Annotated in this window: 13 protein-coding genes; all 13 read left to right on the top strand. The window is 72.8% G+C overall.

Features of this window, described 5'->3' with window-relative positions; all coding sequences use genetic code 11:
* Nucleotides 1–17: 17 nt before the first annotated feature.
* Entirely contained in the window at nucleotides 18–1,241 is a 1,224-nt protein-coding gene (locus PGH47_RS16275; RefSeq protein ID WP_271664043.1) for an ROK family transcriptional regulator, read from the top strand.
* Between the two features lie 133 nt (nucleotides 1,242–1,374).
* Complete coding sequence (locus PGH47_RS16270; protein ID WP_435887791.1) at nucleotides 1,375–2,193, top strand: hypothetical protein; 819 nt, start codon at nucleotides 1,375–1,377, stop codon at nucleotides 2,191–2,193.
* Nucleotides 2,194–2,265: 72 nt separating this feature from the next.
* A complete protein-coding gene (locus PGH47_RS16265) occupies nucleotides 2,266–3,021 on the top strand; it encodes a GntR family transcriptional regulator (RefSeq protein ID WP_269644629.1) in 756 nt (251 codons plus the stop codon).
* Nucleotides 3,022–3,162: 141 nt separating this feature from the next.
* Nucleotides 3,163–4,287 carry a TIGR03364 family FAD-dependent oxidoreductase gene (locus PGH47_RS16260; protein WP_271664041.1) on the top strand — a complete coding sequence of 375 codons (1,125 nt, stop codon included), beginning with the start codon at nucleotides 3,163–3,165 and terminating at the stop codon, nucleotides 4,285–4,287.
* A 5-nt stretch (nucleotides 4,288–4,292) separates the two neighbouring features.
* Nucleotides 4,293–4,976 carry a phosphonatase-like hydrolase gene (locus PGH47_RS16255; RefSeq protein WP_271664040.1) on the top strand — a complete coding sequence of 228 codons (684 nt, stop codon included), beginning with the start codon at nucleotides 4,293–4,295 and terminating at the stop codon, nucleotides 4,974–4,976.
* Complete coding sequence (locus tag PGH47_RS16250) at nucleotides 4,973–6,034, top strand: ABC transporter ATP-binding protein (protein WP_271664039.1); 1,062 nt, start codon at nucleotides 4,973–4,975, stop codon at nucleotides 6,032–6,034. Before PGH47_RS16255 ends, PGH47_RS16250 begins: the two co-directional genes overlap by 4 nt.
* On the top strand, nucleotides 6,027–6,887 hold the full coding sequence (locus tag PGH47_RS16245) for a 2-aminoethylphosphonate ABC transporter permease subunit (RefSeq protein ID WP_271664038.1): 861 nt from the start codon (nucleotides 6,027–6,029) through the stop codon (nucleotides 6,885–6,887). Before PGH47_RS16250 ends, PGH47_RS16245 begins: the two co-directional genes overlap by 8 nt.
* Nucleotides 6,874–7,671 (top strand): ABC transporter permease, encoded by a 798-nt coding sequence (locus PGH47_RS16240; protein WP_271664037.1) that lies wholly within the window; start codon nucleotides 6,874–6,876, stop codon nucleotides 7,669–7,671. The genes PGH47_RS16245 and PGH47_RS16240 overlap by 14 nt, the downstream gene beginning before the upstream one ends.
* A gap of 38 nt (nucleotides 7,672–7,709) precedes the next feature.
* The gene (locus PGH47_RS16235; RefSeq protein ID WP_271664036.1) at nucleotides 7,710–8,765 is read left to right on the top strand and encodes a 2-aminoethylphosphonate ABC transporter substrate-binding protein; all 1,056 of its coding nucleotides are present in this window, start codon (nucleotides 7,710–7,712) and stop codon (nucleotides 8,763–8,765) included.
* Nucleotides 8,766–8,894: 129 nt separating this feature from the next.
* Entirely contained in the window at nucleotides 8,895–10,433 is a 1,539-nt protein-coding gene (locus PGH47_RS16230) for an alkaline phosphatase family protein (RefSeq protein ID WP_271664035.1), read from the top strand.
* 79 nt (nucleotides 10,434–10,512) lie between these two features.
* On the top strand, nucleotides 10,513–11,292 hold the full coding sequence (locus tag PGH47_RS16225; protein ID WP_126901951.1) for an HAD-IIA family hydrolase: 780 nt from the start codon (nucleotides 10,513–10,515) through the stop codon (nucleotides 11,290–11,292).
* A 130-nt stretch (nucleotides 11,293–11,422) separates the two neighbouring features.
* Entirely contained in the window at nucleotides 11,423–11,977 is a 555-nt protein-coding gene (locus PGH47_RS16220; protein ID WP_271664034.1) for a hypothetical protein, read from the top strand.
* 2 nt (nucleotides 11,978–11,979) lie between these two features.
* Complete coding sequence (locus tag PGH47_RS16215) at nucleotides 11,980–12,645, top strand: class F sortase (protein WP_271664033.1); 666 nt, start codon at nucleotides 11,980–11,982, stop codon at nucleotides 12,643–12,645.
* The last annotated feature ends 44 nt before the right edge of the window (nucleotides 12,646–12,689 follow it).

Below are 12,689 nucleotides of genomic sequence, written 5' to 3'. Positions count from 1 at the left end.
GGGAGAATGGGCGGGTGATGGGTGGCGTGAGCAGGACGGATGGGGATGTCGGCGGCTCGGGAAGCGGGAGCGTGGGCGGCGGCTCGGTCGGTGGCGTGAATCTGGGTGCCCTGCGCAGTCACAACGCCGCGCTCGTGCTCGACCTGCTGCGCACCGCCGGGCCCGACGGGATCAGTCGGCTCGAACTCGCCGAGCGCACCGGGCTCACCCCGCAGGCGGTCAGCAAGATCACCGCCCGGCTGCGTGAGGCCGGGCTCGCGGCGGAGGCGGGGCGGCGGGCCTCGACCGGGGGCAAGCCGCGCACGGTGCTGCGGCTGGTGCCGGAGGCCGGGCACGCGGTGGGCGTGCATCTGGACCGGGACGAGCTGACGGCCGTGCTCTGCGATCTGACCGGTGCGGTGGTGGCGCGGCGGAGTGCCGCGCTGGATCTTGGGGCCGGTGCGGAAACGGTCGTCGAGCGGGCTGTGCGGGTCGTGGGGGAGCTGGTGGGGGAGGGCGGGCGGTCGGGCGCGGGTGGCGGGGGGCTGGTCGCGCAGTTCCCCGCGCCCCCAGGGGGTTCCAGTGACCGTCGGCCTCAAGTGCTCGGCGTCGGCGTGGCGCTGCCCGGTCCGTTGGACCATCGGCGGGGTGTGCTGCACCGCGTCACCGGGTTCCCGGAGTGGAACGGCTTCCCGCTGCGGGACGTGCTCGCGAGGCGCCTCTCGCTGCCGGTCGTCGTCGACAAGGACACCAATGCCGCCGCGCTCGGCCTCGCCGTCGGAGGTGAGGCCGGTGCCCTCGCCTCTTTCGCGTACCTGCACTTCGGGGCGGGTCTGGGCGGCGGGCTCGTGATCGGGGGAGCGGTGCACCGGGGCGCCCGTACGGGAGCCGGGGAGTTCGGGCACCAGGTCGTCCAGCTGGACGGACCGCCCTGCGGATGCGGCAACCGCGGCTGCGTGGAGGCGCTGTGTCTGGCGGCCGTCGCGCGGGGCGACGCGGCGGAGGCGGCACGTGTGCTCGGCACCGCGGCCGGCAACCTGGTCGCCCTCCTGGACGTCGACCTCGTCCTGCTGGGCGGCCGCACGGTCGCCGCCGCGCCGGAGACCTTCGTACGGGGCGTCGCCGCGGTCCTCGACGAACGCGCCGGGCGCGCGGGCGAGGACCCGGTACCGGTACGGGTCGCCCCCGGCGAGGGCGGCGGGGTCGCCGAGGGCGCCGCCCAACTGCTGCTGGCACCGCTGTTCGGACGGGCGGAGGGCTGAGAGGGAAGAGCGGGGTGCTCGACCGGGGCTACGGCATGCGGGTCGAGCGGCGTGCGCTGATCGAGGGGACTTGTGGCGCCGTACGGAATGGCGTCGCCGCGTATCCGCCCCCACCCGGGATGGTCATGTGTTTATGCGACTGCACACATCTGTCCCCCTCTGCCTCGCAGCAGCCGCCCTCCTCGCCGCGGCGCCCCCGGTGCCCGCGGAACCGCCCGCCGCGCTCCCCGGTTGCGCCTCCGGCGCCGGGGACTTCCCCCTCACCACCCGCCTCCACGGCGGCCCCGCCTCCTACGCGGCCGGCGGCGGATTCGGCACCTGGTACCTGGACCTCACCAACACCACCACCCGGACCTGCACCGGCATCCACCCGGTCGTCGTCCTGGTCGACGGCAAGCGGGCGCTCAAGCCGTCCCAGCCCCGGCTGGAGTTCTACGGCGGTCCGGACAGCGCCCGCCCGCACGCCGTGCGCTTCGAGACCACCGACGAGGACGAACTCGTCGGCGCCTTCGACGGCTTCGACGGCTTCACCGTCGGCCCCCGCAAGACCGTCACCGTGAAGATCCGGCTGGCCGTCACCTCGGACGCCGTACCGAACCGGGTCACCGCCAACGCGGCTGTCGTCCAGCGGCACGAGGGCGACGGCGACTGGGTCGGCCAGTCCAACGACTACCGCTTCAGGATCGAGGCCGACACCACGGCAGCCCCGGACGAGGACGAACGGTTCGACGCCGCCGAACAGGGCCGTCCCACCGACGAGGCCCACGAGGCCGCCTCCGTGGGCCCGGACAGCTCGGCCCCGCCAGGCACCGACCCGGCCCGCAACCGGCTCACCCTCGCCGACGAACTCGCCCGCACCGGCCTCACCTCGACCCCGGGCGTCACTCTCACCGCCACCCTGGCCCTCCTGCTGACCGGCGCCGGCCTCCTGGTCGTACGCAGACGCCGCTGAAGTCACACCTCGCGACCCGGGCCGCCGGGAGGCGCCGACCCGGCGGCCCGTCCCGTCTGCGACGATCCCTGCGTGGACTACCCGAACGACCAGGCCCCCGGCGCCCCCGTGCGCCAGGGCATCCCGGAGCACGGCCGCATCCCGAAGTACTACGCGGTCAAGGCCCGGCTCGACCACCTCGTCGGCCGGCTCGGCGAAGGCGATCCGCTGCCCACCGAGCGCGACCTCTCCGAGGAGTACGAGGTCGCCCGCGAGACCGTCCGGCAGGCGATCCGCGAACTCGTGCTGGAGGGGAAGCTGCGGCGGCAGGGCCGGGGCACGGTCGTCGCCGGGCCCAAGCTCGAACAGCCCCTGTCCCTCGCCAGCTACACAGAAGGCGTCCGCCGGCAGGGGCGCACCCCCGGCCGCACCCTCGTCACGCTCGACCGCTTCCCCTGTCCCGCCGCCCTCGCCGCGGAGGCCGGCCTCGAACGCGGCGAACCCGTCTGGCACCTGGAGCGCGTCCTGCTCGCCGACGACGAACGGGTCGGCCTGGAGAGCACGTACGTCGCCGTCGCCCGGGTGCCGCGCCTGGACGTCGACTTCGACCCCGACTCCTCCTTCTACGCCTTCCTGCACCGCCACGGCATCGGATTCGGGGACGCCGACGAACGCATCGAGACTGTCCTGGCCACCCCGCGCGAGGCGCTGCTCATCGGCACCCCGCCCGCCCTGCCGATGCTGCTGATCCACCGGATCTCACGGGACACCGAGGGGCGGCCGCTGGAGCGGGTGCGGTCGCTGTACCGCGGTGACCGGTTCTCGTTCAGCACCCATCTCCGAGGCTGAGAAGTCCGGAAAACATCCCTTTTCATCATCCCCTGAATATCACGAACAGGTAACGGGTCTAGCCCAAACGTGATAGCCAGTTCACGCTCTCGTTGAGAGCCGGTCCCTTCCGGTTCCCCGATCCCGAGGAGCGTTGCCGTCGTGAGAGTGACAGTCGTCGGAGCCGGCGTGGTGGGCACCATGCACGCCTGGCAGGCAGTGGAACGCGGCCATGAGGTCGTACAGATCGAGCGCGAGGCGGAGGCTCGCGGCGCGTCGTTGCGCAACTTCGGGCAGATCTGGGTGAGCGGACGCGCGGGCGGCGAGGAACTGGCCACCGCCCTGCGGGCCCGGGAGCTGTGGGAGGGGATCGGCGCCCGCGTGCCGGGCCTCGGCTTCCGGCCGAACGGCTCCCTTACCCCCGTCCGCGGAGACCTGGAGCTCGCCGTCGCCGAGGCCGCCGTGGCCCGCGAGGACGCCGCCGCCCGCGGCCACAAGCTGCTCACCCCCGGCGAGGCGCGGGCCCTGAACCCCGCCCTGCGCGGCGAGTTCACCGCCGCCCTGTACTGCGAGCGCGACGCCGCCGTGGAGCCGCGCACCGCGCAGCTCGCCCTGCGCGAGGAGCTCCTGAAGTCCCCGAACTACACGTTCCTGCCCGGCCGCGAGGTCCGCGAGGTCGTCGGCGCCGGGGCCGTCCGCGACGACCACGGCGACGTGCATCACGGCGACGCCGTCGTCCTGTGCACCGGCGCCTGGCTCGGCGGCCTGGTCCGCGCACTGGCCGGGCCCGACCTGCCGGTGCGCCGCGTCCGCCTCCAGATGATGCAGACCGACCCGCTCGGCGAACCGCTGACCACCTCGGTCGCCGACGCGGACAGCTTCCGCTACTACCCGGCCTACGCCTCCGACGCGCTCGACGCCCTCAACGCCGGCCAGGCGCAGGCGCAGACCGCCGCGGCCCACCGGATGCAGCTGCTGATGGTGCAGCGCGCCGACGGCGGGCTGACCATCGGCGACACCCACGAGTACGAGCACCCCTTCGCCTTCGACACCGTCGAGGACCCCTACGACCACCTCACCGAGGTCGTCGAGTCCCTCCTCGGCCGCCCCCTGCCGAAGGTCCGGCGCCGCTGGGCCGGGGTGTACGCACAGTGCACCGACCCGGGGCGGGTGGTGCACCGGCAGCAGGTGCGCGACGGTGTGTGGCTGGTCACCGGGCCCGGTGGGCGCGGCATGACCTGCTCGCCCGCAATAGCCGAGACGACCGCGAACGAACTGGGCTGGTGACAGACATGACGCTCCATCAGGACATCCGGCTGGTCGTCCTCGACATGGCCGGCACGACCGTCGCCGACGGCGGCCTCGTCGAGCGGGCCTTCGCGGCGGCCGCACGCCACGTCGGCGCCGACCCCGCGGCGGGCATCGACCACGTCCGCGCCACCATGGGCGAGTCCAAGATCTCCGTCTTCCGGCACCTGTTCGGGGACGAGACGAAGGCGCGGGAGGCCAATGGGGCCTTCGAGGCCGCGTACGCCGGTCTCGTCGACGGCGGTGAGGTCGCGGCCCTGCCCGGCGCCCGCGAGGCCGTCGAGGAACTCACGGCCCAGGGCCGCACCGTCGTACTGAGCACCGGCTTCGCGCGCCCCACCCAGGACGCGATCCTGGCCGCCCTGGGCTGGCAGGACCTGGTCCCCCTCACGCTGTGCCCGGCGGACGCCGGGGGCCGGGGGCGGCCGTACCCCGACATGGTCCTCGCCGCGTTCCTGCGGACCGGGGCCGCCGACGCGGTCGGCCAGGTCGCCGTCGTCGGCGACACCTCCTACGACATGCTCAGCGGCGTCCGGGCCGGCGCGGGCCTGGTCGCCGGTGTCCTGACCGGCGCGCACGACACGCAGGCGCTGCGGTCGGCCGGCGCGACCCATGTGCTGGGCTCCGTCGCCGAACTGCCGCGGCTGCTCGCCAAGGAGGGGACGTGAACGGTGGCATCCGCTTCGACTCCGTCACCGTCGCCTACGACGGCAACGTCGTCCTCGACTCGCTCGACCTCACCGTCGAGCCCGGCGAGGTCATGGCACTGCTCGGGCCGTCCGGATCCGGCAAGACCACCGCGCTGCGGGCGGTCGCCGGGTTCGTACGGCCCGCCTCCGGGCGGGTGTTCCTCGGCGGGCGGGACGTCACCGGCCTGCCGCCGTACGCGCGCGGCATCGGGATGGTCGTCCAGCAGTACGCCCTGTTCCCGCACATGCGGGTCGAGGAGAACGTCGCCTTCGGACTGAAGGCGCGGAAGAGCCCCAAGGTGCCCAGGGCCGAGATCCGCACCCGGGTCGCCGAGGCACTGGAGATGACCGGCATGGCCGGCTACGCCCGCCGCCACCCGCGCGAGCTGTCCGGCGGCCAGCAGCAGCGCGTCGCCATCGCCCGCGCGCTCGCCATCCGCCCCGGCGTCCTCCTCCTCGACGAGCCGCTCTCCGCGCTCGACGCCCGCCTGCGCTCCGGCATGCTCGCCGAACTGGCACGGCTGCACCGCGAGTTGCCCGACGTGACGATCCTCTACGTCACCCACGACCAGGTCGAGGCGCTCACCCTCGCCGACCGGATCGCGGTGATGGACAGCGCGCGGTTGCGGGCCTGTGGGACGCCGAGGGAGCTGTATCGGGCGCCCGGCAACGAGTTCACGGCGTCCTTCGTCGGTAACGCCAACCTGCTGCCGGTGACGGTCGGTTCGGGCGGCGTGGCCTTCGGCGGCGGCGAGCTGAAGGTGGACACGGAGGGCGCGGCGCCGGGCGCGAGGGCGACGCTGTGCGTACGGCCCCACCTCGTCGGCCTCGGCGAAGGGCCCAACCGGCTCGCCGGGACGGTACGGGAGATCCAGTGGCGGGGGGCCACGCACCGGCTGTACGTCGAGGTGGACGGCCATCAGGTCATCGCCGATCTGCGGGAGCTCAAGGCGCCGCCTGCTCACGGGGACTCCGTGACCCTGCATTTCTCGCCGGAAGATGCGACGTTGCTGGCTGCGGGAGTGACCGATGGATGAGGTCGTTCGTCGGCTGCGGCGCGGTGGGGGTTGGTCGCGCCCGCGCGGCGGTAGCCGCAAATTCAACGGCGCCCCGCGCCCCTGGGGGGTTGCCGTCCCGCCAGTCGTTCTGCTCGCCTTCCTCTTCCTCTACCCCCTCGCCCTCGTCGTCCGGCAGTCCTTCCGGCCCGACTCCGGCGGCACCTCCCTCCAGCCCTACGCCGACGTCTTCGCCTCGGCCGCCTTCCGTGAGGCGCTGTGGACCACCGTGTGGATCGCCGTCGCCTCCACCGCCGGCTGTCTGGTCCTCGGCTTCGTGCTCGCGCTGGTCATCGCCTTCGTGCCGTTCCCGGGCGCCAGGATCGTCGCCCGTTTCGTCGACGTCTTCCTCACCTTCCCGTCCTTCCTGATCACGCTCGCCCTGCTGTTCATCTACGGCACGACAGGAATCGTCGGTTCGTTCCAGTTCCTCACCACCCCCTGGGGTGTGCTGCTGGCCGAGGTCACCTACTTCACGCCCTTCGTCGTACGACCGCTGCTCGCGGCCTTCTCCCAGCTGGACACCGCCCAGTTGGAGGCGGCGAGTTCGCTCGGCGCCCGCCCCCTGCGCATCGTGCGCCGGGTGATCCTGCCCGAGGCCCTGCCTGCCCTCGCCGCGGGCGGCAGCCTCGTGCTGGTCCTGTGCCTCAACGAGTTCGGGATCGTCCTGTTCACCGGCGCGAAAGGCGTCACGACCCTGCCGATGCTCGTCTACAGCAAGGCGATCCTGGAGTCCGACTACCCGGGCGCCTGCGTGGTCGCCGTCGTCAACGTCCTGATCTCCGTGGGCCTGTACGGCCTCTACCGGGTGGTGAGCCGCCGTGCTGGTGCATAGCCGCGGGGCCAGGTGGGCCGTATGGGCCCTGTTCCTCGTCCTGTTCCTGCCCCTGTTCGCCCTGCCGCTGCTCGTCGTCCTCGGCGCCTCCTTCGCCACCAACTGGTCGGGCGTGCTGCCCTCCGGCTTCACCACCGCGCACTACGCGACCGCCACCCGCGGCGAAGCACTCCAGGCCCTCACCAACAGCCTGGCCACGGCCGCCGCCGCGAGCGTGCTCGCCCTGGTCGCCGGCACCTGGGCCGCCCTCGCCGCGGCGGCCCTGAAGAAGCGTCACCGCAGGGTCATGGACGCGCTGTTCGTCCTCCCGCTCGCCGTGCCCTCGGTGGTCGTCGGCCTCGCGATCCTGGTCGCCTTCTCCGAACCGCCGTTCCTGCTCAACGGCACCCGCTGGATCGTGATCCTCGCCCACACCGTCCTGGTCACGGCCTTCTCCTACCAGTCCGTGTCCGCCGCCCTCACCCGACTCGACCCCGCCTACGAGCAGGCCGCCGCCTCCCTCGGCGCCCGGCCCGCGTACGTCCTCGTGCGGGTCAGGCTGCCCCTCCTGCTGCCGTCGCTCACCGCCGCCGCCGGCCTCTGCTTCGCCCTGTCCATGGGCGAGTTGAGCGCCACGATGATGCTCTACCCGCCCGACTGGACCCCGCTGCCCGTCCTGATCTACGCGGCCACCGACCGCGGCGCCCTCTTCGCCGGGTCCGCCCTCGCGGTGGTCCTGATGGCGGCGACGCTGCTCGCCCTGTTCGCCGTCTCCCGCGTGCGCACCAAAGCCTCCTACCGCTGACCCCGACGCCCCTCCCCGTGCAAGGAGTTCACCCCGTCATGCCCAGAAACACCCTCAGGCTCGCCATCACCCTGTCCCTCCTCGCCACCCCGCTGCTGTCCGCCTGCGGAGGCAGCTCCGCCGCCTCCGACGAGAAGGTCGTCACCGTCTACAGCGCCGACGGCCTCAAGGGCGAGGACGGCGACGGCTGGTACGACCGGATCTTCGAGGACTTCGAGAAGCAGACCGGCATCAAGGTCGAGTACGTCGAGGGCGGCTCCGGAGAGATGGTGCAGCGCGCCGCCCGCGAGAAGCGCAACCCGCAGGCCGACGTACTCGTCACGCTCCCGCCGTTCATCCAGCAGGCCGACGGCAAGGGCCTGCTCCAGAAGTACGCACCCAAGGGCTCCGACCAGGTCAGCGGGGCCGACAAAGGAGCCGACGCCACCTGGACCTCCGTCGTCAACAACTACTTCGGGTTCGTCTACAACAAGAAGGAGCTGAAGCAGGCGCCCACGACATGGGACGAGCTGCTGGAGGGCACGTACAAGAACAAGCTCCAGTACTCCACCCCGGGCGTCGCCGGCGACGGGACCGCCGTCCTCATCAAGGCCATGCACGACTTCGGCGGCCAGAAGCCCGCCCTGGACTACCTCGGCAGGCTCCAGTCCAACAACGTCGGCCCGTCCGCCTCCACCGGCAAGCTCGCCCCCAAGGTCGACAAGGGCGAACTCCTCGTCGCCAACGGTGACGTCCAGATGAACTTCGCCCAGTCCAAGACCATGCCGAACCTCGGCATCTGGTTCCCCGCGAAGGACGGCGGCAGGCCCACCACCTTCGCCCTGCCCTACGCCGCCGGCCTCGTCACCGACGCCCCGCACACCGAGAACGGCCGGAAGCTCCTCGACTTCATGCTGAGCCAGGACGCCCAGCGGCAGGTCAGCGAGATCGGCGGCGGCTTCAGCGCCCGGGGGGACGTCAAGGCCACCGACGGCAACGCGATCGCGCTCGCGGGACTCATGGACGGCGTGGAGGTGTTCGAGCCCGACTGGGACGACATCGACAAGAACCTCACGACGTATGTCGACGCCTGGAAGTCGGCCACCGGCAGCTGACCCGCCCCCTCAAGGCCACACACGAGGGTCATATCACCAAGGCCACACCCGCACGGCCGCACCACCGCAACGCCCCTGGCACCACCGGGGGCGTTGTCATGCCCGCACTCCCGTCCCCAGGAGGATCACGTGACGTCACACCTGTCCCGCCGCACCGTCCTCACCGCGACCGCGGCGGCCGCCACCACCGTCGCCCTCGGCGCCGCCACCGCCTCGCAGGCCCACGCCGTCCCCACGCTCCCCAACGGCACCAGCAACGACAAGGTGCTCGTCATCGGCATGGACGGCCTGCGCCACGACCGCATCGACGCGGCGAACGCCCCGCACCTGAAGGCCATGATGAGCGAGGGCACGTACGGCACCTCGCTGCTGTACGCGAGCCCGATGGCCGCCACGTCCTCCGGCCCCGGCTGGTCCACCGTCTCCACCGGCGTGTGGCCCGACAAGCACGGCGTGAAGGACAACACCTTCGCCGGCAAGAAGTACGGCCAGTACCCCGGCTTCCTCGCCCGCCTGGCCCAGGTACGGCCCGCGCTGTCCACGTACGCGGCCGTCGACTGGAAGCCCCTGGACGCCCAGGGCACCGTCACCCCCGGCGCCGACGCGAAGCTGGTCCTCGACGGCGACCGCGACGGCTACACCGGCCACGACGCCACCATCGCCGCCGAGACCGAGGCGATCATCCGCGACCAGAACCCCGACGTCCTGTTCGTCTACTTCGGCCAGTCCGACATCGTCGGCCACAACCAGGGCGCCGGCAGCCAGGCCTACCTCGACCAGATCGCCGTGCAGGACGCCTACGTCGGCCGGCTGCGCGCCGCGATCAAGGCCCGGCCCTCCTACGCCGCCGAGCGCTGGACGGTCGTCGTCGCCACCGACCACGGCCACCTCGACGCGGGCGGCCACGGCGGTTCCTCGGTCGAGGAGCGGCGCACCTTCGTCCTGGCCACCGGGCCCGGCATCGCGGCCGGCGCCCGCCCGATCGACACCCGTCTGGTCGACGTCGTACCCACCGTCCTGAAGCAGCTCGGCATCACGCCCGATCCGGCCTGGGGCCTGGACGGCAAGCCGGTCCAGGAACGCTCCACCGACCCCTTCGAGGCGCTGCGGCCCGCCCTGACCGGGCGGGTCGACGAGACCGGCATCCCGGTCGGCGTGCTCGGCTTCACGCACACCACGCCCAGCGGCTGGTCCGTCATCAACAACGCCATGGGCACCGGCGGAACGACCGAGTGGCGGGGCTGGTCCTTCGCCACCGACGAGTTCTGGTCCCGCACCCAGCGTGACCAGTGGCGCGAGCTCAACGTCCGCGCGCGCGGCGTGTTCGCGGTCGCCGACTCGGACGAGTGGTCGGACAGGACCTTCTCCGGCCCCTACGACTCGACCCTGGTCACGCCCGCGTACGACGTCACCGGCTGGTCGAGGGTCCGGCTGGACTTCACCACCCTCTACCGGCAGGAGGGCGCCCAGCAGGCCCAGGTCCTCGCGTCCTTCAACGGCGGCACCCCCGCCGTCGTCAAGAACTACACCTCCGACGTCGTCTCCCAGCCCCAGTCGCTGACCGTCGACGTCCCCGCCGGGGCCACCGGCGTGAGCTTCCGGTTCCGCTACACCGGGTCCAACAACTGGTACTGGGTGATCGACGGGGTCAGGATCAGCCAGTCCTGATTACCCTGGGGGCGTCGGTACGGCGTGGTTCCGGCGCCCCCAGCTCGTCCCGTACGCAGGCCAGGAGAGTCACAGCACCATGGCAGACCGCAAGCCCATCGAGTCATGGCTCACCGACATGGACGGTGTGCTCATCCACGAGGGCGTTCCGATCCCCGGCGCCGACGCCTTCATCAAGAAGCTGCGCGAGTCCGGCAAGCCCTTCCTCGTGCTCACCAACAACTCGATCTACACCCCGCGTGACCTGCAGGCCCGGCTCAACCGCATGGGCCTGGAAGTGCCGGTCGAGAACATCTGGACCTCGGCTCTGGCGACCGCCAAGTTCCTCGACGACCAGCGCCCCGGCGGCTCGGCCTACGTCATCGGCGAGGCCGGCCTGACCACCGCGCTGCACGACATCGGCTACATCCTCACCGACCACGACCCCGACTACGTCGTCCTCGGCGAGACCCGCACCTACTCCTTCGAGGCCATGACCAAGGCCGTCCGGCTCATCAACGCCGGCGCCCGCTTCATCTGCACCAACCCCGACGAGACCGGCCCGTCGACGGAGGGCCCGCTGCCCGCGACCGGCGCCGTCGCCGCGCTGATCACGAAGGCCACCGGCAAGCAGCCGTACTTCGCCGGCAAGCCGAACCCGCTGATGATGCGCACCGGCCTGAACGCCATCGGCGCCCACTCCGAGACCAGCGCCATGATCGGCGACCGCATGGACACCGACGTGCTGGCCGGCATCGAGGCCGGGATGCAGACGTTCCTGGTCCTCACCGGCCTGACCCGGCCGGAGCAGGTGGAGAACTTCCCGTACCGCCCCTCCAAGATCGTCGACTCCATCGCGGACCTCGTCGACCGGGTCTAGGGCCGGTCCGGGGCGGCACCCGCCTCAACCCCTCCCACCCGCGACATGACCCGTACGGAGCAATGCGGGCCCCGCTGAGGATGCGGGGCCCGTCCCACGGGGGGAGCCTCCAGGTATCTGGAGGTTCACGATGGGATCACTGCGGGTCGCTCTCTGTACGATCGCCGCCCTGGGGGCGGTCGCCTTCACCCCGGCGGCACACGCGACGGACGGAGGCGTCTCGCTGAGTCCGTCGTCCCCGCAGCCGGGCGGCGACGTCACCCTGCGGGTGAGCGGATGCCCGCAGCGGACCGCCACCGCCGTCTCCAAGGCGTTCGTCGCCGACGCCCGCCTCACCGTCGTCGGCGACGGCGAGCTCGTCGGCGAGAGCCGCGTCCGCTCCACCGCCAGGGCCGGCAGCTACGGCGTCCAGGTCGCCTGCGGTGACACCTCCCGCACGGGCGCCGTCACCGTCGCCGCCAAGGCCGCAGGACACTCCGTACGGCACGGGCCGCAGCCGGCCTCCTCCGCCTCTCCCACGGCCCCCGTCCGGGCCGGCGGCGGGGGCACGTCCCGGCTCGCCATGGTGGACGCCCGCGAGGAGGGCCCCGGCACCGCCCACACCGTGACCGGACTGATCCTGGCCGGCGTCGCCGCCACGGCCGTCGCCCTGCGCAGCGCCCGCCGCGGCAGACGGCCGCGCTGACCATGGCCGAGCAGGAGAACTCCGGTCACCGCGGCCGGATCCTCATGGGCGTCGCCTGGACCGTGCTGCTGCTCGGGCTGTGGCTGTGGGGCAGAGAGGTCACCGATGTCCGCCAGGGCGCGGCCGCCCCGGTGTCCGGCGACGTCGCCGCCGTCGGACGCCCCGCCTCCGTCCAACTGCCGCCCGCCGCCCGCCCGCTGGGCGACGCACTCCCGCAGCGCCTCGACATCCCCGCGCTCGACCTGCGCGCACCGGTCGTCGCCCGTGGGCTCGACGCGCACGCCGCCATCGATCCGCCGCCCTACGCGCAGGCCGGCGCCGTCGGCTGGTACGCGGCCGGGGTGAAGCCCGGAGCGGTCGGCGCGGCGCTGATGGTGGGCCACGTCGACACCGAGAGCGCGCCCGCCGTCTTCCACCGCCTCGGCATGCTGCGCCCCGGCGCGACGGTGCGGGTGCTGCGCGACGACGGCAGGGTCGCCGAGTTCACCGTGGACGACGTCCGTGTCGTCTCCCGGGAGAACTTCGACGCCCACCAGGTCTACGGCGCCCACCGGCCGGGCCGCGCCGAACTGCGCCTGATCACCTGCGCCGGCACCTTCGACCGGGCGGCCCGCGCCTACTCGGCGAACGTCGTCGTCTCGGCGTACCTGACGGGCACGGGGCTGTGAGGGGAGAGCGGGACGCACCGGGCCCGATCGGCGACCTGCTCCCC

The organism is Streptomyces sp. HUAS 31, from assembly GCF_028198125.1.
Taxonomy (GTDB): Bacteria; Actinomycetota; Actinomycetes; order Streptomycetales; family Streptomycetaceae; genus Streptomyces; species Streptomyces chartreusis.
The sequence above is the reverse complement of the archived record's forward strand: the minus strand, read 5'-3'. Positions and strand labels throughout refer to the sequence as shown.

Excerpts from the sequence above, each read along its gene's own strand:
- PGH47_RS16275 (WP_271664043.1), top strand. The coding sequence starts at position 18 with ATGGGTGGCGTGAGCAGGACGGATGGGGATGTCGGCGGCTCGGGAAGC.
- PGH47_RS16270 (WP_435887791.1), top strand. The coding sequence starts at position 1,375 with ATGCGACTGCACACATCTGTCCCCCTCTGCCTCGCAGCAGCCGCCCTC.
- PGH47_RS16255 (WP_271664040.1), top strand. The coding sequence starts at position 4,293 with ATGACGCTCCATCAGGACATCCGGCTGGTCGTCCTCGACATGGCCGGC.
- PGH47_RS16245 (WP_271664038.1), top strand. The coding sequence starts at position 6,027 with ATGGATGAGGTCGTTCGTCGGCTGCGGCGCGGTGGGGGTTGGTCGCGC.
- PGH47_RS16235 (WP_271664036.1), top strand. The coding sequence starts at position 7,710 with ATGCCCAGAAACACCCTCAGGCTCGCCATCACCCTGTCCCTCCTCGCC.
- PGH47_RS16225 (WP_126901951.1), top strand. The coding sequence starts at position 10,513 with ATGGCAGACCGCAAGCCCATCGAGTCATGGCTCACCGACATGGACGGT.
- PGH47_RS16220 (WP_271664034.1), top strand. The coding sequence starts at position 11,423 with ATGGGATCACTGCGGGTCGCTCTCTGTACGATCGCCGCCCTGGGGGCG.
- PGH47_RS16215 (WP_271664033.1), top strand. The coding sequence starts at position 11,980 with ATGGCCGAGCAGGAGAACTCCGGTCACCGCGGCCGGATCCTCATGGGC.